Genomic DNA, 25,302 nt, shown 5'->3' with positions numbered 1-25,302 from the left:
TGGCGTTCGGCTGGGGGCGATGCCGGAGAGCAACCCCCGCGAGCGCGGGGCCGAGCGTTTCAGCAGCGTCGCCGCCAACCCCGCCGGGGAGCAACCCCCGCGAGCGCGGGGCCGAGTAGCCGTAGACCTGCCAGTCGACGGCGGTCCCGGAGCAACCCCCGCGAGCGCGGGGCCGAGGTGGTGGGCATGGAGTCGGTCAGGTCCTGCTCGGAGCAACCCCCGCGAGCGCGGGGCCGAGTTGGCGGCGGCGATCGCGGCCATGTCCTCCTGGGAGCAACCCCCGCGAGCGCGGGGCCGAGATCCCCGCGAGGACGTGCGCGCCGAGGGCCGGGGAGCAACCCCCGCGAGCGCGGGGCCGAGCGGTGGCTGACGCCGTGCGCGAGGTTCAGCGCGGAGCAACCCCCGCGAGCGCGGGGCCGAGACCGGTGGGCAGGTGGGGTGGAGCGCTACCGGAGAGCAACCCCCGCGAGCGCGGGGCCGAGGGTCCTTGGTGCGCCATGGGCGTGTGGGATTGGGAGCAACCCCCGCGAGCGCGGGGCCGAGCTGCTCCAGCGCGGCCTGGCGGCGCTGGGCGAGGAGCAACCCCCGCGAGCGCGGGGCCGAGTTGTGCGCGGTGTCCTGCGAGTCGATCTGCAGGGAGCAACCCCCGCGAGCGCGGGGCCGAGACTCGGTCATCTCGAAGCTGATGGTGATCCCGGGAGCAACCCCCGCGAGCGCGGGGCCGAGAGCGGTCCCCGGGGCGCAGCGGTTCACCAGTCGGAGCAACCCCCGCGAGCGCGGGGCCGAGACTGGCCATGCCGGCTCGGATCTGCTGCTCCAGGAGCAACCCCCGCGAGCGCGGGGCCGAGTCCCGGCCGCCGAGGGAGAACACCCAGCGGAAGGAGCAACCCCCGCGAGCGCGGGGCCGAGCTCCTGCTGGCTGGTGATGCCCTTGACGAGGGGGAGCAACCCCCGCGAGCGCGGGGCCGAGAGGCGGCCGTGCGCGCCGGCCGTCGCCGCCGCGGAGCAACCCCCGCGAGCGCGGGGCCGAGAACCGCCTCGACGGCTACCTCAGCAAGGACCAGGAGCAACCCCCGCGAGCGCGGGGCCGAGCCCGCACTCCAATGGCCCCGGCCCCCTGCAACGGAGCAACCCCCGCGAGCGCGGGGCCGAGTCGGTGGACAGGTCGTAGGCGGCGGCGCGCACGGAGCAACCCCCGCGAGCGCGGGGCCGAGCGCTCGAAGAAGGTGATGTCCACCATCGACGGGGAGCAACCCCCGCGAGCGCGGGGCCGAGCTGGACGCGGCGCTCGCGGGCGACTTCCGCGTGGAGCAACCCCCGCGAGCGCGGGGCCGAGGAGCCAGTACTCGCGGCCCATGTCGACGAGGAAGAGCAACCCCCGCGAGCGCGGGGCCGAGCCGTCGCATCAACGCCCTTCACTACGCAGCGTGGAGCAACCCCCGCGAGCGCGGGGCCGAGTCATCACGCGATGCCGTCGACGGTGTCCTGCAGGAGCAACCCCCGCGAGCGCGGGGCCGAGGCGTCCGGTGGCGAGCAGCGCCTACATCGGCCAGGAGCAACCCCCGCGAGCGCGGGGCCGAGAGCGTCGTCCGTCTCGCACGCGCACCCGTCGAGGAGCAACCCCCGCGAGCGCGGGGCCGAGGACGCGGCCGGCACCACCGACCTCGCCGCCAAGGAGCAACCCCCGCGAGCGCGGGGCCGAGGTGGCCGACGGCCAGATCCGGATGGAAGCGAAGGAGCAACCCCCGCGAGCGCGGGGCCGAGCACCCCGCGGGCGGCGAGCTGGTCGAGAGCCCGGAGCAACCCCCGCGAGCGCGGGGCCGAGGCGGGTGGACGTGGTCGGCGGGCGAGGCGAGTGGAGCAACCCCCGCGAGCGCGGGGCCGAGGTGTCGTTGGCGGTGAAAGTCGACCCGGCGTTGGAGCAACCCCCGCGAGCGCGGGGCCGAGGGTCTTGGAGCCGATGACGCCGTCCGTGCCGAGGGAGCAACCCCCGCGAGCGCGGGGCCGAGGCGATCTGGGCGACGTGGAGCCGGTCACCGGGGGAGCAACCCCCGCGAGCGCGGGGCCGAGAACCTGTCGAAGGCCGGTACGCTGAAGTCCGCGGAGCAACCCCCGCGAGCGCGGGGCCGAGGACCCGGACAATGTGGAGGTCCAGCAGTCCCCGGAGCAACCCCCGCGAGCGCGGGGCCGAGGCTTGGTGAGCTGGGGTGTTGTGGGTCAGGGGGCGATAATTTTATTAGTTGGGTTCGGTGGGGAAGTACGCATGGCCTGGGTGCTGTCCGAGAGTTGTCGGTGGGGTCCTCTACGCTGCGGAGCGTAGTGGATCAGAGTCGTAAGGTGGGCGGGATTATGGGGAGTTGGGAGCTCTCGGGGGAGACGACCGGCTGGCTGGGCGCGTTGTGGGGGAAGTCGGCAGGGAAGGCCGGGGGGACGGCGAATCTGCTGATCTCGCACATGTTGGACACGGCCGCAGTGGCCGAAGTGATGTGGGACGAGTACCTGCCGCCCGTGACGCGTCGGCGGCTGGACGCGGTGGCGGGTGGTCGGGGCCGGGGTCGGTTGTTGTTCGTGTGGTTGTGTGGTGTGCACGACTTGGGGAAGGCGACCCCGGCTTTCCAGCACATGGATGCGGCTGGTGCCGCTGCGGTGCGAGCAGCGGGGTTGAGGTGGAACGAGTACGCCGTCGCGGGGGGCAAGAAGTGGCGGCACGACCGGGCGGGTGGTCGGTTACTGCGGAAGTTGCTTGCCGAAGCGGGCTGGACGGAGGAGCAGACGGCTTGGGTGTGGCCGCTGATGGCGGGGCATCACGGTACGTTTCCGACGGTGGGGGATCTGGCGCCGCCGAAGAAGAACGAGGAGTTCCAGGGACGCGGAGCTGCCTGGCAGAGGGCCCAGGCGGTGTTGCTCGAAGTCTTCAGCCGGGAGGTCGGCTTCGGCGGCGAGTGTCCGCTGGCCGAGGTGCAGCCGTGTGAGGTGCCGCCACGGGTGGTGCAGCTGCAGCTCGCGGGGTTCGTGGTGATGGCGGATTGGATTGCCAGCAACGAGCGGCACTTCCACGGTATCGCCGATCTCGCGCAGGTCTCGTTGGAAGGAGCGCGCGAGCGGGCCAAGGCGGCTTGGTCGGCCCTGCAGCTGCGCGGAGGTTGGGGGCAACTGGATTTGCCCGGGCCGGAGTTGTTCCAAGACAGGTTCGGTGACGGTCCCAGGCAGTCGCAGCAGATGGTGTTGGACGCGGTGCGCCGGATGGGCGGGCCGGGGTTGGTGGTCATCGAGGCGCCGATGGGTGAGGGCAAGACGAAGGCGGCGCTCGCGGCGGCAGAGGTGCTGGCCGCTCGAAGCGGAGCGGACGGGGTGTTCCTGGGTATGCCGACGCAGGCGACGGCTGATCCGATGTTCACTCAAGTTCGTTCATGGCTGGGGGAGATCGACGAACGACTGGCCGACCAGGTGGCCCTGCTGCACGGCAAACGGATCTTCAACAGGGAGTGGCGTGCCCTCCTTGACGGCGCCGGGGACAGCGAAGGCTTCGGTGCGGACGACTGCTACGGCTCGGTCGGTGAGGACGAGTACGGGATGGCCTGGTCGTTCGGAGAGGAGGAGGCCGAGCCACAGCGGCGTGGCCCGTCCGAGTGGTTCCTCGGGCGCCGCCGCGGTCTGCTCAGCCCGTTCGCGGTCGGCACCGTCGACCAGCTCCTCCAGGCCGCGACTCGGACGAAGCACGTCATGCTGCGGATGGCCGGCCTGGTGGGCAAGGTGGTGATCCTGGACGAGGTCCACGCCGCAGACGTCTACATGTCCCAGTTCCTGCTGGAGGGCCTGCGCTGGCTCGGGCAGGCGGGCGTGCCCGTGCTCCTGCTGTCGGCGACGCTCCCCCCCGAGCAGCGCCGCGGCTTGGTGGCGGCGTACCTGGCTGGGGCGCAGTGCGCAGAGACCCCGCCGGAGGTCGAATTCCCGCAGCCGGACGGCTATCCGAACGTGACGGCGGCATGGGTGGGCGAGGACGGTCCGCACCTGCTGGTGGACAGCACGGAGACCTGGCGGGAGGACCTGGAGGTCAAGGTGCACGTCCTCGACGAGCCGGTGGCCGATCCGAAGGACGAGGATCCGTCGGGCCCGGCTGCCGAGGCGGTTGCGGAGTACCTGCAGGAACAACTCGCCGACGGTGGTTGCGCCTTGGTCATCCGCAACACCGTCGACCGGGCCCAGCGCACCTTCGAGGCACTGCGTGCGAAGTTCGGCGACCAGGAGGTGCACCTGCTACACGGCCGATTCCACGCCGGGCACCGCGCGGACCGCACCGCGGCAGTGCTGGAGGCGCTCGGCAGGCGTGATGACGGCCGGCCGCGTCCCCAGCGGATGGTGGTCGTCGCCACGCAACTTGCCGAGCAGTCCTTCGACGTCGACGCAGACCTGCTGGTCACGGATCTCGCGCCGATCGACCTGCTGCTACAGCGCATCGGCCGCCTGCACCGCCACGACGGCAATCCGCGTCCGCTCAGGCTCACGCACCCGACGGCCGTCGTGACGGGGCTGCGCCAGGCAGGTGGCGGTGTCCCGTGGCTGCTCCGAGCCTCAGAGGGCATCTACGGCCGCTACCCACTGCTTCGCACGGCGGCCGAGGTGATTAAGGCCGACGGCGGCAAGTGGAGCGTTCCGGGCCAGGTCCCGGAGCTGGTCGCCCGGGTCTACGGCAGCGACCGGATCGTCCCGTCGGAGTGGGCTGAGGAGGAGTCGACGGCGCGGAAGGTCTGGAACGAGAATCGCTCCAAGCGTCGGGCGGCAGCCGCTCCGTACCTGCTCGCCCGGACTGGCGAGCACGGGCAGCCGACCCTGGAGGGCCTGCACTACGGAGGTCAGGGCGTACTGCGCGACGGGCAGATGGAGGCCCTGGTCAGGGACGGCGACCCGAGCGTGGAAGTGATCCTGGTCCGCAGAGTCGGTGGGGGTTACCAGGCGATGACCGGCCGTGCGCTGGGTCCGAACGGCGAGACCGCAGCTGAGCTGCTGGACGACGTGCTCACCGGTACCGTCCGACTGCCGACCGGGCTCACCGCAGCGGTGGAACAGCACGCTCTCGGCCCGCTGCCGGGCTGGCGCGACCATCCGTGGCTTCGCTACGGCAAGGCGCTGGAGTTGGACGAGCAGGACGAGGCGAGGCTCGGCGGTTGTAGGCTCCGGTACGACGACCGGCTCGGGCTGGTCGTGGCCGGCCGCCCGTAGCGGGTGCGGGGGTGGGCAAGGAGAACCCTGCCCACCCCAACCCCGCGATAGCGGGGCCTACTTGGTGCCGACCTGACCGTGTAGACACGGCTGGGGGCGATCCCCTGCGGGGGCAGACGGCAATTCAAGCATTCACCCTTCAACGGTTGGCGCCTGGTGCCACTATGGACCCCAATCCCCTGACAGACATGGCTGGTTGGGAGAATCATCTGTGCTCGAGTACAACTTGGTGGACGAGCCGTGGTTGGCCTTGCGCCCGCTCGACGGTGGCCCGCGCGTTCACCTGGGAATCGCCGAAGCGCTGACGCGGGCGCACGAGTTCGACGGCCTATCCGTCGACTTCGCCACGCAGCTCCCCGCCGTGCTGCGCCAGGTGCTCCTGCCCGTGGTCGTGGCCGCGCTGGGGGCGCTCGCGACGGCGGCAGCGCAGGGTGAGCGCCTGGCCCGGGGAGGGTTCAGCGCCCAGGAGAGGGAAGACCTGCTCGCGTACCTGGCCGAACACCGGTCCCGCTTCGAGCTGTTCGACCAGGCCGCGCCCTTCGCCCAGGTGGCCGGCCTGCGGACGGCGAAGGACGAGACGAAGGGGGCGGCCGCCCTGGTGGCCACCGCGGCGAGCGGCAACAACGTCCCGCTGTTCGCCAGCCGTTCGGACGCCGACCCGCTCGACCTGACGCCCGCGCAGGCCGTCCACTGGCTCCTGCACACCCACTGCTGGGACACCGCCGCGATCAAGACCGGTGTCGTCGGGGATGACAAGGCGAAGGCCGGCAAGACCACCGGCAACCCGACCGGTCCCCTCGGCCAGCTCGGCGTGATCGTCCCGATGGGGCGGACCCTGTACGAGACGCTGCAGCTGAACATCCCGGTCACCGCGGCCGCCAACCTCGGCAAGCCCCAGTGGGAACGCCCCCCGGCCACACCGGCCTGGGAGCAGCGGCCGGCCGAGGGCCTGCTCGACCTGTGGACGTGGCAGGCGCGGCGCGTCCGCCTGATCCCGGAGCAGGACGAGGCGGGCGGGACGAAGGTGACCCGCGTCGTGATCAGCGCCGGCGACCGGCTCCCCGCGACACCGGAGTGGGAACCGCACACCGCCTGGACATTCACCGCAGCAGCGAAGAAGGCATCAAGCCGTGCCCCCGAGCGCCGGCCGCGCCGGCACGCTCAGGGCAAGGCCGCCTGGCGCGGGCTGGAGGCGCTGCTCGCGCCCGTCCGGCAGAACGACGAGGGCGCCTTCGAGACCAGCGTGCTGCTCGACCGGATCGGCGCCCTGCAGGAGGACGGCAGGCTGGCCGCCGACTACCCGCTGCGGGTCGAAACCTTCGGCATGGTGTACGGCACGCAGTCCGCGGTGGTCGAGGACGTCGTCCACGACTCCATCCCCCTTCCGCTGCTCGCCCTCCACGGGGACAGCGAGACGCGGCTGTTCCTGCTGGACGTCGCCGAACAGGCCGAGCAACTCGCCCGGGCCCTCAACAACCTCTCCGCGGACCTGCGCCGCGCGGCCGGGGCAGAGCCGATCCCGTGGGACAAGGGACAGCGGCCGGGTGAACTGCTGCTGCACGTCCTCGACGGCTTGGTCCGCCGGGTGCTGGCCGGGGCCCGGTCCGTGGGCGGGGACGAGGACTTGCTGGAGCGCGGCCGCTTCGCCTGGGAGGAAGCGGCCGCCTGGCGGAGCTGGGAGCACGCGGACGCCCTGCTGGCAGCCGCCCCCGCCACCACGTTCGCCGGGCGCACCATCACCCAGGCGGGCAAGCAGGGCAAGGCCCACGCCTTCTCCCTCGGCACGGCGGCCGACAGCTTCAGCCGCGAGGTCGCCCGTATCCTCCCGCGCCACGCCCACACCGCCCGCACCGCCGTACGAGACCGGTTCGGCGCGCTCGAAGACACCGTAAAACCCCTCTCCGGAGTCCACGTTGACGACTGAACAGCCCGCTGCCCGACGGCGGTACTGGCACGAGTACACCGCCCCCGACCACGGCTGGCGGATCGACCCCCGCTCCAAGCAGCCGCGCCGCCCGCCGGGCGAGGAGCTGGCCGCGCTGCGTTCCGGACTCGGGCGGCCGGTGATGGACAGCCCGAAGATGTGGCCCTACTACAGCACCGAGGTCGACGACGTGCTGGCGCTGCGGGACCGGGTCTCCGACGAGCAGCAGGCCGAGCACGCCGCGCTCGCCCTCTACGGCCTGCACCAGCAGGGTCAGAGCAGGCCGATGCACCGCAGCGGTATCAAACTCGGCCGAGCGCTGCGCGAACTGCGCCGCGACGGCAAGTACAGCGAGAACGCACTGGACGCCCGGGTCGCCCAACTGGCCGCCGCGACCAGCGTTCCCGCCCTCCTGGTCCACCTGCGCGGCCTGGTCACCCAACTGCGGACGGTCGGCCAGCCCTTCGACTACGACCACCTGATGGCCGACATCCGCGCCTGGTACCAGCCCGAGCGGCGCCCCCACGTCCGGCTCAAGTGGGCGCTGGGCTACCGGGCATGGCAGAGCAAGGCCCCTGACACCGACGAGTGACCGTCCTCGGCAACCGCACCCCGTCCCGTCCGTCCCACCACCCCCAGCCTCAGGAGAAGCGCGTGCCCTCCCGTCTCTACATCGACGTCCACATCCTGCAGACCGTCCCGCCGGCCAACCTCAACCGCGACGACAACGGCAGCCCCAAGGAGGCGTACTTCGGCGGCAAGCGCCGTTCCCGGGTCTCCTCCCAGGCCTGGAAGCGCGCCACCCGCCTGCACTTCGCGGAACGCTACGAGCAGCAGGACCTCGGCACCCGCACCAAGCGCATCGCGGGCAAACTCGCCGAACGCCTCACCGCCCGTGCCGCCCTGTCTGCCGAGGACGCACAGCGCATCGCCGGTGCCCTGCTGAAGCCGATGGGCATCGCCGCGGGCAAGAAGGCCGGCGACACCGCGTACCTGCTGTTCTACGGCCGTCGGCAGCTGGAGGGCATCGTCGACCTGGTCGCCGCCGACGCGGTGGAGCTGGCGGCGCTCGACGACCAGCAGTTGGAGGAGCGGGTGAAGAACCTGCCGGTGCGCGAGCAGCTCCAGCAGGGCCACCCCGTCGACGTTGCGCTGTTCGGCCGGATGGTCGCCGACATCCCCGGCCTCAACGTCGACGCCGCCACCCAGGTCGCCCACGCCCTCTCCACCCACGCCACCGAGCTCGAATTCGACTACTACACGGCCGTGGACGACGAGACCGGCGACGAGGAGACCGGCGCCGGAATGATCGGCACCATCGGCTTCAACTCGGCCACCCTGTACCGCTACGCCACCGTCGGCCTGCACCAGCTGACCGACAACCTCGGCGAGGAGAAGACCGCCGTCGAGGCCGTCGACCTCTTCGTCGACTCCTTCGCCCGCTCCATGCCCACCGGCTACGGCAACTCCTTCGCCCACCGCACCCGGCCCAGCCTGGTGGCCGTCGTGGTCCGCACCGACCAGCCCGTCAACCTGGTCTCCGCGTACGAGAACGCCGTCCCGGTCGGCGACGGCATCCTCGCCGAATCGGCCCGCCGCCTCGCCGCCGAGTACCGCACCGCCACCTCCCAGTGGGGCGACGAACCACTCCACACCGCCATCTGCCACACCCTGGACACCTCGAGCCCCGAAGCGGCCGCGCTCACCGAGGCGTTCGGCGCCAACCGCACCTTCGCCGAACTCCGCGACGGCCTGCGCACCGCCCTCACCGAGCGGGCGGCAGCACACTGATGCCCACCGACCCCACCCCGCCGGACGAGCGGGCGGTCCTCCTGCTGCGGCTCGCCGGGCCGCTCCAGTCCTGGGGCGACCGCAGCGCCTTCAACCGCCGCGACACCACCCCGCAGCCCACCAAGTCCGGCGTCGTCGGACTGCTCGCCGCAGCCGCCGGACGTCCGCGCGAAGCCGACCTCACCGACCTGGTAGGCCTACGGCTCGGCGTCCGGGTGGACCAGCCCGGCACGCTCCTGCGCGACTACCACACCGTCAGCGACTACCGCGGCCTGCCGCTGCCCCAGGCCGGCGTCAACGCGAAGGGCATCCAGAAGCCCACGTCGCCGAGCAAGCACACCCACGTGACACACCGCTACTACCTCCAGGACGCGGTGTTCCTCGTCGCCGTCGAAGGACCCGCAGAACTGGTCACCGCCCTCGGGGAAGCCGTCACCCACCCCTCCTTCCCGCTAGCCCTCGGCCGCCGCTCCTGCACACCCACCCAGCCGCTGGGCCTCGGTCTCCGTTGCGGCACACCACTGGAGACGGCACTCGCGGAGGAGCCCTGGCAGGCCAACGAACAGACCAGGAAGGTGTACGAGCTGCAGGCGAAACGCGGACAGGTCCCGCGGCGGACCGACCGCGTCGACCTGGCGGCCAGCTTCGACGACCCGCACGGGGACGACACCTGCCAGGACGTCCCGCTGAGCTTCGACCCGCGACGTCGCGGCTTCGGCAGCCGCAAGGTCCGGCACGAGTGGCTCAGCGTCCCCACCGGCCTCCGAGCCGCCCTCCCCACCGAGCCGCCCGCCGACGGCGGCCACGATCCCTTCGCCCTGCTGGGCTGGTGACCCGACCCATGACCTACCTCTCCCGCGTCCGCATCAACCCCCTGCGCGCGGCCAGCCGCACCCTGCTCGCCAACCCGCGCGCCCTGCACGGCGCCGTCCAGGCCGGAGTCCCCGACCAAGCACCCGGCGATCGGGTCCTCTGGCGCCTCGACACCGACCACCCGCGGCGCCCGCACCTCCTGGTTCTCACCCCCGGCAAACCCGACTGGACCCACCTCGTCGAACAGGCCGGCTGGCCCGACGCCGACGGCGAGCACTACGCGATCCGCGAGTACGCCCCGTTGCTCGCCCAGCTCGCCCTCGGCCGCGAGTACGCCTTCCGGCTCACCGCCAGCCCCGTCCAGAACACCTCGAAACCGGCCGGCAGCAGCCCCCACCGCACCAAGACTGCCGACGAGCTCCACCACCGCTCCTACCGCCTCCCTCACCGCACCGCCACACACCAGCTCGCCTGGTTCCTCGACCGCACCACCCGCTGGGGCTTCACCGTCCCCGAATCCCGTACCGACGCGCCCGTCCCCGGGATGGGCGCCCCGGACGGCGACGGGCCACCGGCCCGCGAGGTCCGCATCACCAACCGCGACCGGCGCACCTTCACCAAGCCCGGCACCCGCACCCCCGTCACCCTCACCACCGCCACCTTCGAAGGACGCCTGCGGATCAGCGACCCCGACCTCATGAGGACCGCCCTCCTCGAAGGCATCGGCCCCTCCAAGGCCTACGGCTGCGGGCTGCTCACCCTCGCTCCGCTCCCCGGCACCGGCGCAGCCCGCTGACCGATGGCCGACATCTGGTGGAAAGCCCACCCCCACGACCTGCACCGCCTCTCCGACCGCATCTCCAACGTCTACGTCGAGCGCAGTCACATCGACCGCGACGAGAACGCCGTCGTGGTCATCAACAAGCGTGAGACCGTCCGCATCCCGGCCGCCATGGTCGCCGTCCTCCTCCTCGGCCCCGGCACCCGGATCACCCACGGCGCGGTCAACCTGCTCGCCGACTCCGGCACCACCGTGTGCTGGGTCGGCGAGCAGGGCGTACGCATGTACGCGGCCGGACTCGGCCCCAGCCGCGGCGCCGGCCTGCTGAACCGGCAGGCGTGGCTGGTCAGCCGCACCAAGGAACGCCTCGCCGTCGCCCGCGCCATGTACCGCATGCGCTTCCCCGGCGAGGACGTGGACAGCGCCACCATGCAGCAGCTGCGCGGCCGCGAAGGTGCGAGGATCCGCAAGCTCTACCAGGCGCACGCACGCCGCACCGGCGTCCCCTGGAACGGGCGCGTCTACCAACCCGGAGACGCCCACGCCGCCGGCGACGACCTCAACCGGCTCCTCTCCGCCGCCAACGCCGCGCTCTACGGCATCTGCCACGCCGTCATCACCGGCCTCGGCGCCAGCCCCGGCCTCGGATTCGTCCACACTGGCCTGGCCACGTCCTTCGTCCTCGACATCGCCGACCTCTACAAAGCCGACTACACCATCCCCCTCGCCTTCGACCTCACCGCCCGCAGCCACACCGAAGAACGCGACGCCCGCCTCGGCCTGCGCGACCGCATCGCAGAAGACCGCCTCCTCGGCCGAATCGTCCGCGACGTCAAAGCCCTCCTCACCCCGGACGGCATCGACCTGGACAACCAGGACGTCAACCAGCTGTGGGACGAGAAGCTCGGCGCGGTCCAGGGCGGCGTCAACTGGTCTGCCGACAACGGTGGCTCCACCCTCCAAACCATCGACCCGGGCATGGGGGACGAGGACGAGCACCTGGCGATCATCGGCCCCGAATTCGACAACGACCCGAAGCAGCCCCCGCGATGACCGTCATCGTCCTGATCGCCGCCCCCGAAGGCCTACGAGGCCACCTCACCCGCTGGATGGTCGAAGTCCACGCCGGCGTCTTCGTCGGCAACCCCAGCCGCCGCATCCGCAACCGCCTCTGGGACCTCCTCGCCACCCGCATCGGCACCGGCCAAGCCATCCTCGTCGAACCCGCCACCAACGAACAAGGCTGGACCGTCCGCACCGCCGGCACAGACCGCTGGAAGCCCGTCGACTTCGACGGACTGATCCTCTCCGCCCGTCCGCCCCGATAAAACCCCAGCTCACGAAGCCTCGGCCCCGCGCTCGCGGGGGTTGCTCCGCATCCTCAGCCTTCCCATCCCCTCAACGCCACTCGGCCCCGCGCTCGCGGGGGTTGCTCCCGGACCGAGACGGAAACCCCTCTTGGTCCGGACTCGGCCCCGCGCTCGCGGGGGTTGCTCCTCGCCGTGGCCGGTGGCGGCCTGGTGCTGGTGCTCGGCCCCGCGCTCGCGGGGGTTGCTCCCTGTCCTGGAGCCTGCTGTACGACCGCACCTACTCGGCCCCGCGCTTGCGGGGGTTGCTCCGTGTTGAGCTTCTGGTTCAGACCGCCCGCGCTCTCGGCCCCGCGTTCGCGGGGGTTGCTCCCCGACCTTCACCGACACAACGACGGCATGGGCCTCGGCCCTGCGCTCGCGGGGGTTGTTCCCCGGCTTCATCCGGGTCGGCAAGGATGAGAACCTCGGTGTAGCAGCCTGACCACCCTAGTTTGAGACAACCTGAATACCCATCTGGCCGCCGAGATGAAGGAGTTCATCTCGGCGGCCAGAGCTGCCTGATCATCTACCAGCTGGCCTCACACATGCCTAACCTCAAGCTGTATAGGGACTCCTGGTCACTGTCGTGCTCCAGTTCCCCAGTCAGCGTCGCCTTGGCTGGTACGGGTACTCGGTGTGTACAGCCGGACATGCCTTACGGAAGATCTAGCGCTGTCCGCACCTCATCGATGACTGCCTAGTCAGAACTGGGTCGATCCATGCCTCGCCGTGACCGCCAGCATCGCGAGTTCAATCTGGGCAAGCATATGCATCGCAGCCCAACTGGATCAGCAGCTCGACGGCTCGCTCGGCGTTACGGGAGCTCGTGTTCGAAACTTTACGGAGAAGCGACGACCGCTTCACCTACGACGCGTTGAACGGGGCCCGGCCAGATTCGGGTGCGGTCGGCCAACAGGTGTGTAAGCGTTAGTACTTACGACGATCAAGACGATGATCGCGATCACCAGCCCCGCAATCTGCTCGGGGGTGTTGGTTGCCGGGTGACCCTTGACCACACAGGTGGCAGCAGTCGTGGCCAACGCCACAAGGTTCTTGTTTCGGCACAGCTGACGTGCGAAGATGTTGGAGATGCTGCCGCATACGCGAGCATCGCGGATCGGGAGAGGCATCTGTCCTCCGGTTCGTAGGCGGGCGCCCCACTCAATGCTTGCGAGGCATGGGGCGCCCTTCTGTATGTGCGTGAAGGTCACAGTAGCGCACCGTCACTGCCTCAGGCCACCTGATGCGCCATCAAGAGTGTTGTTAGACAGTGAAGTTGATGGTGCCCAGCGCTGAGCTACTTTGTTCTTCGCCCTTGAGGAGTCGTCTTGGTCCGACGTCTCGTGCCTGATGGAGCTACCCCGCGAGCGCGGGGCCGATGCACAGTGCCGGTGCACAGCGTTGGGCTACCTTGGAGCCACTCCCGCGGGCGCGGGACCGAGATCTGCCGTAGCAGTATCCCTTGGATGCAGGCTGCAAGCATCCAAGGGATGACTCTCATGCTCAACTTCCTCGTCGGTCGGTGCCCGAGCAGGCGTGTGGTTCTCGAGCTCTGTGGTACGGGTAGGGCGAGATCCAGTAAGGGGCGGAGGGGTGCCGGGCAGGCTCGAGGTGTTGCCGGCTTCATCGCGATGTTTTGCGTGTGGGGTGCTCGGTGGTGTCGGTGACCCACAGCTGGTCGCGGCTGTTGCGAGTGAACTGCCGGTCGAGCAGGTCTGCGGGGGTGGACGTCTCGGGCCGGGGCCGGCGGCGCCGGTTGCCGGGGAGCCCCTTGATCCCGGCGTGCTGCATCAGCAGCGCGACAGCCCTGTAGCTCACATGGATACCGCGGCCCAGCCGCAGTTCGGCGTGGATGCGTCGCGAGCCGTAGATGCCGTGAGAGGCCGATTGGGCCACTTGCATCACGCCGGTGAGCCAGGCGTGGCGGACCGAGCGGACCGAGGGCGCGCGACCGCGATAGCGTGGAAGCCGGACTCGGACACGCCCAGGACCCGGCAGGACCGGGAATCCTTCTGAGGCCATCACGGCGATGGCCTCGAACCGCCTTTTGGGTCACCGCCTTCGCCAGCAGCTCTGTGGCCTGTCGGTGGATGGTGAGTTCGGTCTCCAGCTCGGCGATCCTGCGGCGGACTGCCGCCAGTTCCTCGTTCTCGCTGCTGGTCTTCCCGAGTAGCAGTCTTGTGTCTATCAACTGCTGACGCCGCCAGGCGTACACGGTCTGATCGCTGATCCCGTAGGTCGGCCGCGACCTGCTTGACTGGCCGTCTGGCGTCGATCAGATCAAGGACCTTGGGGTGGAACTCGGGCGGGTAACTACGGAGCACACACGCCTCCCTGATTCATCGGAGTGTCTTCTGTCCTGCAAGACGACTCCTCCAAACCCGGGGCACATCAGCCATCGGGAACGCAGGGGGTCATCAATTCTGTCCAGGGGAGATGGTTTTGCACACGCCCCGCAGAGGCAATCATTAATAACTGGCTTGAGGCAGATCGTGCTATGAAGGCTGGCGCCTTGGTTCCCCCTCCTCACCGGCTCATCCCTCTTGTGGTGACCGTCCTTCGGCAACTGGCGAGGGAGCCGAGCGGTGGCGGGGCGCAGTGCCTGCTGCGGGCGAAGAAGGTCCGCCGGCCTCCCGTGGGCAGACACAGCCGTATCCGCTCGGTATGACGTACTGGTCCCACCTTCCGATGAGCGGGCGGCTGGAGACCACCGGTACCGCTCGGGTCTACGGTGTCCGCTCCATCGCTGAGGCTTCCTGGGTCGGGTGGTCCGGTTCAGTCGGAGACTGTTGCGCTTGAACGGAACTGATTCGAAAGCATCGACCGGCGACTTCGTGACCGGCGATGTCAGCTGCATCATCAGGTCCTCTCGCGCGTTCCTGCGAGTTCAAGCCCAGTAACACCCTTCTACGGTTCTACCAAGCTCGCCCATCGCCGCGAAGATCTGCTCGCCGAGCGCGAGGCGTGCTCGTCCTTCAGCGGTTCAGGAGGTAGGCGCATGTCAGGGCAGTTCATGACGGTGAGGGAAACGGCAGAGTACTTGAACATGTCGATCCCCTGGGTGTACCGGGAGGCGCCCCGCCTGGGGCTCACCTCGTACAGGTTCGGGAGGGGCCCGAACGCGAAGCTGCAGTTCAAGATCTCGGAAGTCCAAGCATGGGTGAAGCAGCAGCGTGTGTTCAGCCCATAAACAGGGAACGCCCATTCGGTGGGCCCACCTCCGAGGGGGTGGGCCCACACCTGTTTACGCGGCGAGGCCCCGGTCGAGAGCTTGCGCGGCATGGTTGATGGAACCGGGCATGAGGTGACGGTAGATCTTGAAGGTCACATCGATGCTCTTGTGGCCCATCCACTCCGCGACGTCCGTGATCGGGAGGTTGTGGCTGAGGCAGTTCGACGCGAAGAAGTGGCGGAGGCCGTAGACCACCATTCCCTCGGGGACGGCGTCCACGTGGGTTCGTTTGACGCGACGCCAGGTGTTGCTCAGCACGTAGTACGGGAACGGCTTGTCCGGGTCGTCCGGATGGCGCAGGAGGTAGCCGTCGGTGGTGCCGTGCTTGTCGGCGTACCACTCGATGGTGTGCCTCACGCGAGCCGGAAGCGGAACGTCGCGGTAGTCGCCCGCTTTCCGGTGCTTCAGGGGCGCGTAGCCCTTGGTGGTTTGGTTGACCTGCTCCGTGACCCGGTAGACGTTGTCGGCGACCAGATTCTTGAGGTTGACCGCGGCTGCCTCTCCGTTGCGCAGGCCGCAGCCGCTCATGAGGTCGGCGATGAGGAGGAACCTGTCGTCGTCGGCCGTGCGGATGCGCTGGAGTTGGGAAAGGGAGGGGATGACGGCGCGTTTGGGGTCGTACTGGGGCGGGGTGACTCCGGCGAGGGGACTCTCGTTGTAGAGACCCAGCCGGTGCGCGTTGAGGAGGATCGCCCTCAGCTTATCGAAGGTGTTGGACTGGGTGGCCAGTCCAACACCGTTGCGTTCCATGGTCTGGATGAAGGCTTCGACCACCTTGTGGTCGAAGGTACCCATCCGGCGGCTGGCGAACGCCGGGTACAGGTGGTGTTCGAGGAGCGAGTCCAGGTGGCGGAGGGACTGCGGTGCGAGGGCGCGCTGGCCAGCCTTCCACTCCTCGACGTAGTCGCGGAACTGCATCGGGCTGTACTTCTGGATCCGCTCCGCCTTCCGCTGGCTCTGCGGAGCGTTCTTACGAGCCTGGTAGACCTCGGCGAGCCGGGCCTTCGCCTTGTCCTGGGTGGCGAAGCCCGACTCCTCGGCCTGCCGCCCGGCCGCGTTGCGGTAGCGGATCTTGTACTCGTGCGGGCACTTCGGCCACCGTGACTCGGGGTGCTCGCACTCCTTGAAGAAGCTCCCCATGCCGCGGACGAGCTTGATCGTGGCCATGTATCGACTCCTGGCGTCTTGCTGACACTTTGCTGACGCTGGATGGTCGATCAAGCCCCTGAGCTGCGGAGAAACGGCGAACTCGTGGTATGTGGTGGAACTTCATCGGCCGCTCGCACGAGGAGATCGCCCGGGCCCGCGCCGACTGGGCGGACGGCACCCGGTTCGGTGAGGTGCACGGCTACCACGGCGAGCGGCTGACCGCCCCGGAGCTGCCGCCGGCGCCGCTGAAGCCGCGCGGGCGCGAACGCTGAGCCGGGACGGCCCCCCACCCGGCACCGGGTCGGGCCACGGCCGTGCGGGCGGCGGGGGATCGGGCTGGTCTGCGCGGACAGCCGAGAGTGGGGACGAGGCGCAGCTGGTCGCGGACGGCTTCGAGCGCGCGTACGCCGAGTTGGGGTGGTACAGCGCGTCCGGTCGTGGTGCGGGGGTAGGGCGGGGGCGCGCGCCTAGAGTGGCGGGGACGGATCCTTCCTTCTCCGACCGGGAGCAGCCGATGGGTGAGACGACGCAGCCCGAGATCACCGACGCCAGGGACGCCAACCGCTACGAGGCGCGGCTCGGGCAGGAATTGGCCGGCTTCGCGCAGTACATCCGGACGCCGGAGCTGATCGCGTTCGTGCACACCGAGGTGGATCCGCGGTTCGAGGGGCGGGGGGTCGGCGGGGCGCTGGTGCGGGCCTCGTTGGACCGGGCGCGGGCGGAGGGGCTGGCGGTGCTGCCGACCTGTCCGTTCTACGCCGGGTGGATCGGGCGGCACCCCGAGTACGCGGACCTGGTGTACTCGGCGCGCAGCGCCGTCAGCGACTGACGGGGAGCGGGAGGCGGCTCCGCGCGGCCGGGGTCAGTTGTCGAAGGCGAGGCCGAAGCGGTCCAGGGTGCGCAGCCACAGGTTGCGGTGCCCGGCGTCGGCGTCGGCGCGGTGCAGGGCCCACTGGGTGAGGCCGATGCCGACGGAGCGGACCGGCTCGGGCGGGAAGGGCAGCGGCTTGCGGCGGACCATCTCCAGCGCGGTGCGTTCGGTGCGTTCGCCGGCCAGCAGGTCGAGCATCACCTCGGCGCCGAACCGGGTCGCGCCGACGCCGAGGCCGGTGAACCCGGCGGCGTAGGCGACCCGGCCCTGGTGGCTGAGGTCGAAGAAGGCGGAGAACCGGGTGCAGGTGTCGATCGCGCCGCCCCAGGCGTGGGTGAAGCGCAGGCCCTCCAACTGCGGGAAGGTGCGGGCGAAGTGCCGGGCCAGGGTGGCGAAGGTCTCCGGCCGCTGGTCGCGTTCGGCACTGACCCGGCCGCGGTACCGGTGCACCACGTCGTAGCCGCCGAACAGGATCCGGTTGTCGGCGGACAGCCGTACGTAGTGGAAGTGGTTGTTGCTGTCGGCCCAGCCCTGCCGGTTCCGCCAGCCCACGGCGGCGAGTCGGTCCTCCGTGAGCGGTTCGGTCATCAGCGCGTAGTCGTACACCGGCACGGTGTACGGGCGGTGGCGGCGCAGCAGGGACGGGAAGGCGTTGGTGGCGAGGGCGACCCGCTCGGCGCCGACCCGGCCGTACGGGGTGCGGACGGTGACGCCGGTCGGGGAGGCGTCCAGGGAGGTGGCCGGAGTGTGCTCGTACAGGCGGACGCCCAGGTCGAGGCAGGCGCGGCGCAGGCCCCAGGCGAGCCGGGCGGGGTTGAGCATGGCGACGCCGTCGCGGTCCCAGACGCCGCCGAGGAAGGTCGGGGAGTCGATCTCGGCGCGCACCTCGTCGCGGTCGAGGACGTCGAAGCGGGTGCCGTGGCGGGCGGCGAGTTCGGCGAACTCGCGCAGTTCGGCGACCTGGTGGGGTTCGGTGGCGACGGTGAGGGAGCCGCTGCGCCGCCAGTCGCAGTCGATGCCGTAGCGTGCGACGGCGTCCTGCATGGCGGCCAGGTTGGCGTGGCCGAGGCGTTCCAGGGTGGCGAGTTCGTTCGGCCAGCGCTGGTGGCCGTTGGCCAGGCCGTGGGTGAGGCTGGACTCGCAGAAGCCGCCGTTGCGGCCGGAGGCGGCCCAGCCGCTCTCGCGGGCCTCGACCAGCACGACGTCCCGGGACGGGTCGCGCTCCTTGGCGAGCAGGGCGGTCCACAGGCCGCTGTAGCCGCCGCCGACCACCAGCAGGTCGCACCGGGTGTCGCCGGTCAGGGCGGGACGGGCCTCCGGGCGGGCGGGGTCGTCGAGCCAGAACGGGGTGGGCTGGGCGTCCCGGAGGGTGTGGACGGGGTCGGCGGCCATGGCGGAGGGCTCCTTCGCGGTGCATGGGGGTCTCCGGGCCCGGAGCGGAGACGGCGGGGCCCGGGTTCCGCCATGAGAACGCGCGGGCGGCCTTAAGGTCAATGGCGTTGACATAAGGGCGAGGGAAGGTCGCCGCGCTGCCCGTCCTGGTTCGGATCCACGGCGGCGGGTGCGTGGCGGGCAGCGCCGCCGGCCCCTGGTGCGAGGGCGCGGCGTTCAACCGGGATGGCGTGGTGCTGGTCGGCGTCGGCGTCGGCTTCGTCCGCGGCCTCGACCCCGGCGCCGACCGGGCCGTCCTGTGCGGCGTCCGGGGGATCCGAACTCCTGACGCTTCGTCAGCTTGGCTGTCGGTGACGGCGGGTGGCGATCAGGGCGGCGAGGTCCGGCGCCAGCCGGACCTCGGTCGTCGACAGTGCCGGGTGGTCGTACCAGGCGGTGCGGCCGGTGTCCGGCTCGCCCCGGTGGGTCGGCGGCCAGGCGGTGAGCGGGGTCAGGTCGTCGACCACCAGGGTGCCGCCCGGGGTGAGCAGCCGCTCCGGGTCGGCGGCCGCGGTCCGCTTGCCGTTGCCGCCGCCGTCCAGCACCAGCAGGTCGAACGGTCCGCGTTCGTGGATCCGCGTCCAGTCGCCGTGCAGCAGTTCGAGGTCCGGCACGTCGGCGAACAACTCCCGCACCGCGTCCACCCGTTCGGCCTCCCGCTCGACGCTCACCACCCGCACGCCGGGCCGCCGCCCGGCCAGCAGCCAGCCCAGGCCGACCCCGCAGCCGGTGCCGGTCTCGCCGATCGCCCCGCCCCGGCCCGGATCCGCGCCCGCCGCCAGGGCCTGCAGCAGCCGGCCCTGCTCCGGGCGGCAGGACTGGGCGAACCCCAGCCGGTTCGCCAACTCGACGGCCCGGGCGACGAGTTCGGGCACGGCGGTGGCGTGGTCGGCGTAGGCGGCGGTACCGAGTATCGACATGTCGTCACCCTAGCGTGGCGCAGGGTGACGACACGGGGTGGGCGGGCGGCTCGGGGTCGGCGACGGTGCCGACCGGGCCCGGGGCCTCGGCCTCCGGCCAGGCGTCCGCGGCGCACTGCCGGGTCTGCGCGGCCGGACGGCGCGCCGGGTTCGTGTGCGACACTTCCAGGCGGTCCGGACACCCCTCGGGGCGCGGACGCGCGGGCACGGACGCACGAGGGCACGAGCACGGGAGCAGGCTGTGGACCAGCAGGACACCGAGGCCCGGCGCGGGCACGACCGCGTCCTGACCGCGCTCGCCGAACGGCGGCGCACCGGCAGCCGCCCCGGCGAGCGCACCGACGGCCTGCGGATCGCCCTCGCCGTCGAGGGCGGCGGCATGCGCGGCATCATCTCCGGCGGCATGGCCCTCGCCCTCCACGAGGCCGGCCTGACCAGTGCCTTCGACGCCGTCTACGGCGCCTCCGCCGGCGCCCTGACCGGCGCCTGGCTGCTGAGCGGCGACGCCGGACAGCTGGCCGGCTGGGCCGACGCCGAGTACGCCCGGGCGATGGTGCGCCCCGGCAACGTGCTGCGCGGCCGTCCCGTCGTCGACCTGGACCACCTGGTCGAGCACCTGTACGCGCACGTCGCCCGGATGGACTTCGACGCCATCCTCGCCAACCCCACCACCCTGCACCCGCTCGCCACCCACACCCGCACCGGCGCCGCCGTCGACCTGCACCCGCTGCTCACCGACCCCGCCCGGCTCCGGCTCGCCCTGCGCGCCAGCGCCGCCCTCCCGCTGCTCGCCGGGCCGCCGGTGGAGATCGACGGCGACCACTACTACGACGCCGGACTGGCCGAGTCCGTCCCGTTCCGCACCGCGCTCGCCCAGGGCGCCACCCACGTCCTGGTGCTGCGCTCGCGCGGCCCGCTCGCGGCCCCGGGGCCGACCGCGACCGGCCCCTCGCGCGGCTCCCGGCTGATCGCCCGGACGGTGCTGCGCCGCTACCCCGCGCCGCTGCGCGACTCCTACCTGGGGCGGGCCGAACGGCTGCGCGCGGACGAGGAGTCGCTCGGCCGCCACGACCTCGCCCCGCCCGGCGACGGCCCCGCCGTGCTCTCCGTCCGCCCCGGCCCGGGCGCCCCGAGGGTCGGCCGGCTGGCCCGGGACGGCGTGCTGCTGCGGGCCGCGCTGGAGGCCGGGCGGGCGGCGATGGACGAGGTGGTCGCCCGGCTGCCCTGACGCCGCTCCACCGGCCCGGCCGGCGGGTTCAGCGGGCCCGGCGGAGCAGGACGCCCCGGCTGCCCGGGGCGAGGGCGCGCTGCGCGGGCAGCGGGGCGGCCAGGTCGACCTCCTCCACCAGCAGCCAGCCCTGCTGGGCGGACAGCCACGGGCGCAGCCGGACGTCCAGCGCGGGCGGGTCCAGGGCGACGAACAGCAGGTCGGTGGGGAGGTCGTGCAGCAGTTCGAGGTCGTGGCCGGCCCGCAGGGCGTCGATCAGCAGGACGGCGCCGAAGCGGCGGCGGACGGGCGGCGGGGCGGCGAGGTCGGCCCCGCTCAGCCGGAGCCGGGCCCGTCCCCGGAGCCGGTCCCAGAGCCTGGCCCGCAGCGCCGGATCGGGTTCGGCGGCGTGCACGGTGTACCCGGCCCGCAGCAGGCGGCCGGTCAGCGCGCCGTCCCCGGCGCCCAGTTCGGCCAGGGCCCCGCTGCCCGGCGGCCGGTGCCGGGCGACCCAGGCGGCGGTGGCGTCCAGCCGTTCGGCCTCGTACGCGGAGGCGAGCAGAGTCTCGGCCACGGCCACGTCCCGTCGCAGGGGGTCCAGGTGGTCGCGGACGCGAACCGTTACGACCCTAGCCACCTGCTTCGTTCGTGGTCCATACCAGCACGCCGAAAAGTTTACGGTTCACGGTCAATTCACAGGAGTGCGTCGAAGTGCAACGTGCCGGGACGGCGTGGTGACGTGACCGCGTGACCGGGGGCCGCTCCGGTGGCCGGAAGCCCGAGTGCCCCCGGCCGCCCGGCGCCGCCCCCCGAGGGGCGGTCGCGCGGGTGCCGGGGGCACTCGGTCGGTTCGGCCGGACGCGGGGCGCCCGGGCGGGGTCACTCCGCGGCTTCGTAGCCGTTGACGCCGTCCATGTCGTCGACGCCGTCGAGTTCGAGGTCGTAGTCGTCGTCGTAGCGGTCGTCGTGCCGGCCCGCGGGCTCCTGCTCGGCCGGGGCCTGGCGGTGCGGGGTGACCCGGCCGAACTGCATGCCGGGGTACGTGGCGCCGGTGGACGGGTCGACGGCGCTCAGGCCGTCGGGGCCGGTGGTGCCGTCCTGGCCCTCGCCGGCGGTAGCGGCGCTTCGGCCGGCGGCCCGGCGCTGGGCGTTGCGGACGGCGGAGTTGCCGACCGGGCCGTAGCCGCCGCCGTGGCCCATCGCCATCGCGCCCATCATGCCGCCCGGCGGCACCGCGCCGCGGTTGACGCTGTTGGTCGCGGTGCCGGGCGAGCCGGAGCCGCCGCTGCCGCTGCCGCCGCCGTTCTCGGAGCTCTTCTGGGTCTCGATGCGGGTGCCGGAGCGGCCGCTCCCGCCGTTGCCGGGCACCGCGAGCCGGGTGGCGAAGCCGCCCCCGACCACGCCGCCGACCCCACCGCCGGAGCCACTGCCACCGCTGCCGCCGGACCCGGAGCCGCCGCCGCTGCCGCCGGACCCGCTGCCGCCGCCGGAGCCGTGCGCGCCGGGCAGCAGCGGCTCCTTGAGGCCGAGGGTGTTGAGCCCGGAACCGCTCCGCCCGCCGCCGCCGGCGCCGGAACGGGAGCCGGTCGGGCCGAGCTTGGGCATCAGGGAGGCGAACGCGGCGAGGCCGGCGTCGCCGCCGCCGAGGCGCGGCGAGTTCAGCGAACCGGAGAGCGCGCCGCTCGGCGTCGCGTTCGGGCTGACCGGGTTGGAGGCGAAGGAGGTGAGGCTGTTCAGCACCGTGCGGTTGCTGTCCTCGTTCTCGTTCAGGTTGCCCGCGAGCCGGTCCATCTTGCCCGCGGTGTCCCGGTACGAGGCGAGGATCCGCTTGAGCACGTCCTCCGCGATGGTCTGCAGGATCTTCTGGGCGGCCTCGATGACCAACTTGCCGAACTTGTCGCCGGATTCGCCCATCCGCAGGCTCTGCACGATCCGCTTGAAGCTGGTGCCGTGCGACTCGATGTCGTCCGCGCCCCGGCGCAGGCCGGCCGCGCACTCGGCGAGCTGGGCGAGGTCGATGTTGAAGCCCTGGCCGTTGGAGTTGCTGGACGGGGTGGGCAGCACCTTCTGCGCGGCGTTCACGATCATGTCCTCGATCGGCCGGGTGATGGCCTGCGCGAGCTTGCCGACCGCCGCCTCCAGCAGCTGGTTCATGATCTCGCGGCCCATCCGCAGCACCGCCGCCGCGCTCCACGGGCCGGTCGACGAGGCGGCCGCCAACTGCGCCTGGATGGAGAACAGTTGGGTGATGGACTGGGTCTTGGCCAGCTCGACCACCACCGCCGCGGCGCGCAGCACCTTGGCCACCGTGTGGCAGATCTCGGTGATCTTCTTGGAGTACTTGGTGATGGTGCTCCACAGCTCGGCGAGCCGGTCCGCCGAGTCGCCCTGGTAGACCTCGTGCAGCATGGTCAGCGCTTTGTCCGCCGTCATCTGGGCGCTGTCCAGCGCCCCGGCGAACTTCTCCAACTGGTCGGCCAGTTGGTTGAGTTCGTCCTCGTTGGCCCCCGGGAAGCGCACGCCGAGTAGACCCATGAGGTGGTTGAGCCCCGATGGTAGTTGCACAGCCATTGCCGCCCCCAGCTGCTGCCCGCGGTAAGTCCCTGATCGCGCAGTGCGACGATACACACCGTGGACGACATCGACCACCTGACCGAACCCCTCACGGGCACATTGTGGGCGAACCCGCACAACGTTACGGTGTCCGCCATGGCATGGGGATCATGGTGGCGCGGCCGGTCCGGGACCGGCCCGGGGGCTTCCGGCAGGAGCGCGGAACGGCCTTCCGCGCAGGCGGTGTTGGGCGCGGTGGCGGACGAACTGTCCGCGCTGCACGGCGAACCGTGGCGGGTCGAGGGCGAAGAGGTCCGCGGACCGGGCGAGTTGGCGGTGCGGCTGGGCGACGTTCCGGCGGACGTCGCGGACGGTGACCCGCACCGGGTCGACCTGGTCTTCCTGGCGGACCGGAACCGCCCGGAGACCGCCGTCCCGGACCGGGTCACCCTCTTCGAGGGCGGGACGGCCGGCGGCGGCAGCGGCGACCAGGACCCGGTGCGCCGGGCGGTCGAGGTCTGGGCCTCCACCGCGGGTGCCGCGCTGATCGAACTCGTCGCGCACAACGGCCGGTTCGCCGGCCACCTGGACCCCTCCGACCCGGACGGCCTGCCCGGCTGGCACGCCATCCACGGCGGCGTGGTCGGCTGGGGCGGCGGCAAGCGCTTCCACGACGTGCAGGACTGGCTGGTCCGCAACCCGGTGCCGCCCGCGCTCGCCGACGCCCTGTCCGGCGACCTCGGACGGGACCAACTCGTCGGCGTCCAGGTGTCGTTCGGCGCGGGCGGGGGCGATTCGCACGCCGAGGTGCTGGTGCACGGCGAACCGCACGCCGCCGCGTCCCGGGCGCTCGCCGCGCTGGACTGGCCGCGGGTCGCCGAGGGCGACTCGCACGCCCGGACCTTCGTCCTGCTGGTCCGCCGGGCCGGCGCCCGCACCCCCGCCGAGGTCGGACTCCGGGCGGCCGGGCGGAAGTAGCCTCCGCGCCCCGGCCGGGCCCGACGGGCCCGGCTGCCGGTCGGGTCGGCTGCCGGTCGTCCTGCCGGTCGGTCAGGTGCCGGTCGGGGTGGCGATGTCGCCGGTCGGGTCGGAGGCGAGCGCGGAGATCTGCGCCTCGCCGAGCGCCCCCCGGTAGAGCCAGACGTCGTCCAGCTCGCCCTCGAACTGCTCCGCCCACGCGCCGTCCACCAGGGACCGGCCGATCTGCAGGCCGCCGGTGGCGTCGAACGCCGGGGTGACGGAGTCCACGGTGGAGAGGTACGTCCGGCAGTCGGTGGCGTCGTCCGCGCAGATCTGGCGCGACACGCCGCCGTTGACGTAGAGGCTGAACCGCCCCGCGGTGGCGTCGTAGCTGACGGCGAGGTGCGTCCAGTGCTCCAGCAGGGAGAACTCGTCGCTGTGGTTGACCCGGGTGGTGACGCTCCCCGTCCCGTCGGCGTCGCGCAGTTCGGCCTGCCACTCGCCGATCGGGCCGAAGGCCGGGTCGGTCCGCAGGTAGTGCCAGCGGACGGTCACCGCGCTGTCGTCGGCGCCCGCGAAGGAGAAGACCGTCATGTCCCGCTCCGGGTTGCCGACCGGGTAGCCGGCCCCGTGGCCGAACGGGTTGGCCCAGCCGGCCAGAGTGAAGCTCTGGTCGGTGCGCAGCGACAGGCCGGTGGCCTCGGCGTAGCCGTCGACGCCGTCCAGCCGCAGGACGCCGGGGGCGAGCAGCATGTGCTCGGTGCCGTCGATCAGGGCGCCGCCGCCGAGCCGGAGGCCCACCCCGCCCGTGCCCTCGCCCGGGCTGACCTGCGGGGTCCCGCCGGCGGTGGCGAGCTTCCAGCGGGCGACGACCTGCGGCGCCCCCTCGGTCGCGGCCGCCTGGCCGGGCACGCCCAGCGCGCCCGCCGCCACCACGGCGAGCGCCGCGACCGTCCTCCACCCCAGCGCCCGGCTCCGCCGGACCGTCGTTCCACGCATCGCGTACCCCGCCTCCCCTGACAATCGGATCATGTGGATCCGGATCTTCGCGAAACCTCCAAGGGTTTGTCAACGAAGTTTCCGCGCGGAGGGAGGCAAGGG

At 71.9% G+C, this 25,302-nt stretch carries 18 protein-coding genes, 1 pseudogene and 2 CRISPR repeat arrays; of the genes and pseudogenes, 12 read left to right on the top strand and 7 right to left on the bottom strand.

Features of this window, described 5'->3' with window-relative positions; all coding sequences use genetic code 11:
- Nucleotides 1-26: 26 nt before the first annotated feature.
- A CRISPR array of direct repeats spans nucleotides 27-2,192; the repeat unit is 29 nt; unit sequence GGAGCAACCCCCGCGAGCGCGGGGCCGAG.
- Between the two features lie 145 nt (nucleotides 2,193-2,337).
- The 8 genes from cas3 (at nucleotide 2,338) to cas2e (ending at nucleotide 11,857) form a co-directional block, all read left to right on the top strand.
- A complete protein-coding gene (cas3, locus tag ACZ3J7_RS06805) occupies nucleotides 2,338-5,220 on the top strand; it encodes a CRISPR-associated helicase Cas3' (protein ID WP_465617578.1) in 2,883 nt (960 codons plus the stop codon).
- A 211-nt stretch (nucleotides 5,221-5,431) separates the two neighbouring features.
- Entirely contained in the window at nucleotides 5,432-7,144 is a 1,713-nt protein-coding gene (casA, locus tag ACZ3J7_RS06800; RefSeq protein WP_465617576.1) for a type I-E CRISPR-associated protein Cse1/CasA, read from the top strand.
- Nucleotides 7,134-7,736, top strand: coding sequence for a type I-E CRISPR-associated protein Cse2/CasB (gene casB / locus ACZ3J7_RS06795; RefSeq protein ID WP_465617574.1), 603 nt, complete (start codon nucleotides 7,134-7,136; stop codon nucleotides 7,734-7,736). The genes casA and casB overlap by 11 nt, the downstream gene beginning before the upstream one ends.
- 62 nt (nucleotides 7,737-7,798) lie before the next feature.
- A complete protein-coding gene (gene cas7e, locus ACZ3J7_RS06790) occupies nucleotides 7,799-8,935 on the top strand; it encodes a type I-E CRISPR-associated protein Cas7/Cse4/CasC (RefSeq protein WP_465617573.1) in 1,137 nt (378 codons plus the stop codon).
- A complete protein-coding gene (gene cas5e, locus ACZ3J7_RS06785) occupies nucleotides 8,935-9,768 on the top strand; it encodes a type I-E CRISPR-associated protein Cas5/CasD (RefSeq protein WP_465617571.1) in 834 nt (277 codons plus the stop codon). The genes cas7e and cas5e overlap by 1 nt, the downstream gene beginning before the upstream one ends.
- An 8-nt stretch (nucleotides 9,769-9,776) precedes the next feature.
- A complete protein-coding gene (gene cas6e, locus ACZ3J7_RS06780; RefSeq protein WP_465618022.1) occupies nucleotides 9,777-10,544 on the top strand; it encodes a type I-E CRISPR-associated protein Cas6/Cse3/CasE in 768 nt (255 codons plus the stop codon).
- Between the two features lie 3 nt (nucleotides 10,545-10,547).
- The gene (gene cas1e, locus ACZ3J7_RS06775) at nucleotides 10,548-11,582 is read left to right on the top strand and encodes a type I-E CRISPR-associated endonuclease Cas1e (protein ID WP_465617569.1); all 1,035 of its coding nucleotides are present in this window, start codon (nucleotides 10,548-10,550) and stop codon (nucleotides 11,580-11,582) included.
- Nucleotides 11,579-11,857 carry a type I-E CRISPR-associated endoribonuclease Cas2e gene (gene cas2e, locus ACZ3J7_RS06770; protein ID WP_465617567.1) on the top strand — a complete coding sequence of 93 codons (279 nt, stop codon included), beginning with the start codon at nucleotides 11,579-11,581 and terminating at the stop codon, nucleotides 11,855-11,857. The genes cas1e and cas2e overlap by 4 nt, the downstream gene beginning before the upstream one ends.
- 18 nt (nucleotides 11,858-11,875) lie before the next feature.
- Nucleotides 11,876-12,270: a CRISPR direct-repeat array (repeat unit 29 nt; unit sequence CTCGGCCCCGCGCTCGCGGGGGTTGCTCC).
- 1,231 nt (nucleotides 12,271-13,501) lie between these two features.
- Here the strand turns inward: cas2e and ACZ3J7_RS06765 are convergent.
- Entirely contained in the window at nucleotides 13,502-13,780 is a 279-nt protein-coding gene (locus tag ACZ3J7_RS06765; RefSeq protein ID WP_465618020.1) for an IS3 family transposase, read from the bottom strand.
- A 1,342-nt stretch (nucleotides 13,781-15,122) separates the two neighbouring features.
- Nucleotides 15,123-16,277 carry a tyrosine-type recombinase/integrase gene (locus ACZ3J7_RS06760; RefSeq protein WP_465617565.1) on the bottom strand — a complete coding sequence of 385 codons (1,155 nt, stop codon included), beginning with the start codon at nucleotides 16,275-16,277 and terminating at the stop codon, nucleotides 15,123-15,125.
- Nucleotides 16,278-16,366: 89 nt separating this feature from the next.
- Here ACZ3J7_RS06760 and ACZ3J7_RS06755 point away from each other — a divergent pair.
- Both ACZ3J7_RS06755 and ACZ3J7_RS06750 read left to right on the top strand, forming a co-directional pair.
- Nucleotides 16,367-16,531, top strand: a pseudogene (locus ACZ3J7_RS06755) (pirin family protein); the annotation flags it as partial.
- Nucleotides 16,532-16,773: 242 nt separating this feature from the next.
- Complete coding sequence (locus ACZ3J7_RS06750; protein WP_465617564.1) at nucleotides 16,774-17,088, top strand: GNAT family N-acetyltransferase; 315 nt, start codon at nucleotides 16,774-16,776, stop codon at nucleotides 17,086-17,088.
- Between the two features lie 33 nt (nucleotides 17,089-17,121).
- On the opposite strand, the gene ACZ3J7_RS06745 is transcribed toward ACZ3J7_RS06750, so the two are convergent.
- Together ACZ3J7_RS06745 and ACZ3J7_RS06740 are read right to left on the bottom strand one after the other, a co-directional pair.
- Entirely contained in the window at nucleotides 17,122-18,522 is a 1,401-nt protein-coding gene (locus ACZ3J7_RS06745) for an NAD(P)/FAD-dependent oxidoreductase (RefSeq protein WP_465617562.1), read from the bottom strand.
- A 335-nt stretch (nucleotides 18,523-18,857) separates the two neighbouring features.
- Nucleotides 18,858-19,481 carry an O-methyltransferase gene (locus ACZ3J7_RS06740; protein WP_465617561.1) on the bottom strand — a complete coding sequence of 208 codons (624 nt, stop codon included), beginning with the start codon at nucleotides 19,479-19,481 and terminating at the stop codon, nucleotides 18,858-18,860.
- A 241-nt stretch (nucleotides 19,482-19,722) separates the two neighbouring features.
- Between ACZ3J7_RS06740 and ACZ3J7_RS06735 the strand changes: the two genes are divergently transcribed.
- Nucleotides 19,723-20,709 (top strand): patatin-like phospholipase family protein, encoded by a 987-nt coding sequence (locus tag ACZ3J7_RS06735; RefSeq protein WP_465617560.1) that lies wholly within the window; start codon nucleotides 19,723-19,725, stop codon nucleotides 20,707-20,709.
- A gap of 28 nt (nucleotides 20,710-20,737) precedes the next feature.
- Here the strand turns inward: ACZ3J7_RS06735 and ACZ3J7_RS06730 are convergent, their stop codons facing one another.
- Both ACZ3J7_RS06730 and ACZ3J7_RS06725 read right to left on the bottom strand, forming a co-directional pair.
- Nucleotides 20,738-21,262, bottom strand: a complete 525-nt coding sequence (locus tag ACZ3J7_RS06730) for a methyltransferase domain-containing protein (protein WP_465617558.1) — start codon at nucleotides 21,260-21,262, stop codon at nucleotides 20,738-20,740.
- 305 nt (nucleotides 21,263-21,567) lie between these two features.
- Nucleotides 21,568-23,223: a WXG100-like domain-containing protein gene (locus ACZ3J7_RS06725; protein WP_465617556.1), complete on the bottom strand. Its 1,656-nt coding sequence runs from the start codon at nucleotides 23,221-23,223 to the stop codon at nucleotides 21,568-21,570.
- 273 nt (nucleotides 23,224-23,496) lie between these two features.
- Between ACZ3J7_RS06725 and ACZ3J7_RS06720 the strand changes: the two genes are divergently transcribed.
- On the top strand, nucleotides 23,497-24,219 hold the full coding sequence (locus ACZ3J7_RS06720) for a DUF6348 family protein (RefSeq protein WP_465617554.1): 723 nt from the start codon (nucleotides 23,497-23,499) through the stop codon (nucleotides 24,217-24,219).
- Nucleotides 24,220-24,291: 72 nt separating this feature from the next.
- Here the strand turns inward: ACZ3J7_RS06720 and ACZ3J7_RS06715 are convergent, their stop codons facing one another.
- Nucleotides 24,292-25,200, bottom strand: a complete 909-nt coding sequence (locus tag ACZ3J7_RS06715) for a LamG-like jellyroll fold domain-containing protein (protein WP_465617553.1) — start codon at nucleotides 25,198-25,200, stop codon at nucleotides 24,292-24,294.
- Between the last annotated feature and the right edge of the window lie 102 nt (nucleotides 25,201-25,302).

The sequence above is a fragment of the Kitasatospora sp. NPDC015121 genome, assembly GCF_055562955.1.
Note: the sequence above shows the minus strand (reverse complement) of the source record. Positions and strands in the feature narration are given on the sequence as shown.

Excerpts from the sequence above, each read along its gene's own strand:
- cas5e (WP_465617571.1), top strand. The coding sequence starts at position 8,935 with ATGCCCACCGACCCCACCCCGCCGGACGAGCGGGCGGTCCTCCTGCTG.
- cas1e (WP_465617569.1), top strand. The coding sequence starts at position 10,548 with ATGGCCGACATCTGGTGGAAAGCCCACCCCCACGACCTGCACCGCCTC.
- ACZ3J7_RS06760 (WP_465617565.1), bottom strand. The coding sequence starts at position 16,277 with ATGGCCACGATCAAGCTCGTCCGCGGCATGGGGAGCTTCTTCAAGGAG.
- cas2e (WP_465617567.1), top strand. The coding sequence starts at position 11,579 with ATGACCGTCATCGTCCTGATCGCCGCCCCCGAAGGCCTACGAGGCCAC.
- ACZ3J7_RS06765 (WP_465618020.1), bottom strand. The coding sequence starts at position 13,780 with ATGCAAGTGGCCCAATCGGCCTCTCACGGCATCTACGGCTCGCGACGC.
- ACZ3J7_RS06740 (WP_465617561.1), bottom strand. The coding sequence starts at position 19,481 with ATGTCGATACTCGGTACCGCCGCCTACGCCGACCACGCCACCGCCGTG.
- ACZ3J7_RS06725 (WP_465617556.1), bottom strand. The coding sequence starts at position 23,223 with ATGGGTCTACTCGGCGTGCGCTTCCCGGGGGCCAACGAGGACGAACTC.
- ACZ3J7_RS06715 (WP_465617553.1), bottom strand. The coding sequence starts at position 25,200 with ATGCGTGGAACGACGGTCCGGCGGAGCCGGGCGCTGGGGTGGAGGACG.
- ACZ3J7_RS06745 (WP_465617562.1), bottom strand. The coding sequence starts at position 18,522 with ATGGCCGCCGACCCCGTCCACACCCTCCGGGACGCCCAGCCCACCCCG.
- ACZ3J7_RS06750 (WP_465617564.1), top strand. The coding sequence starts at position 16,774 with ATGGGTGAGACGACGCAGCCCGAGATCACCGACGCCAGGGACGCCAAC.
- cas6e (WP_465618022.1), top strand. The coding sequence starts at position 9,777 with ATGACCTACCTCTCCCGCGTCCGCATCAACCCCCTGCGCGCGGCCAGC.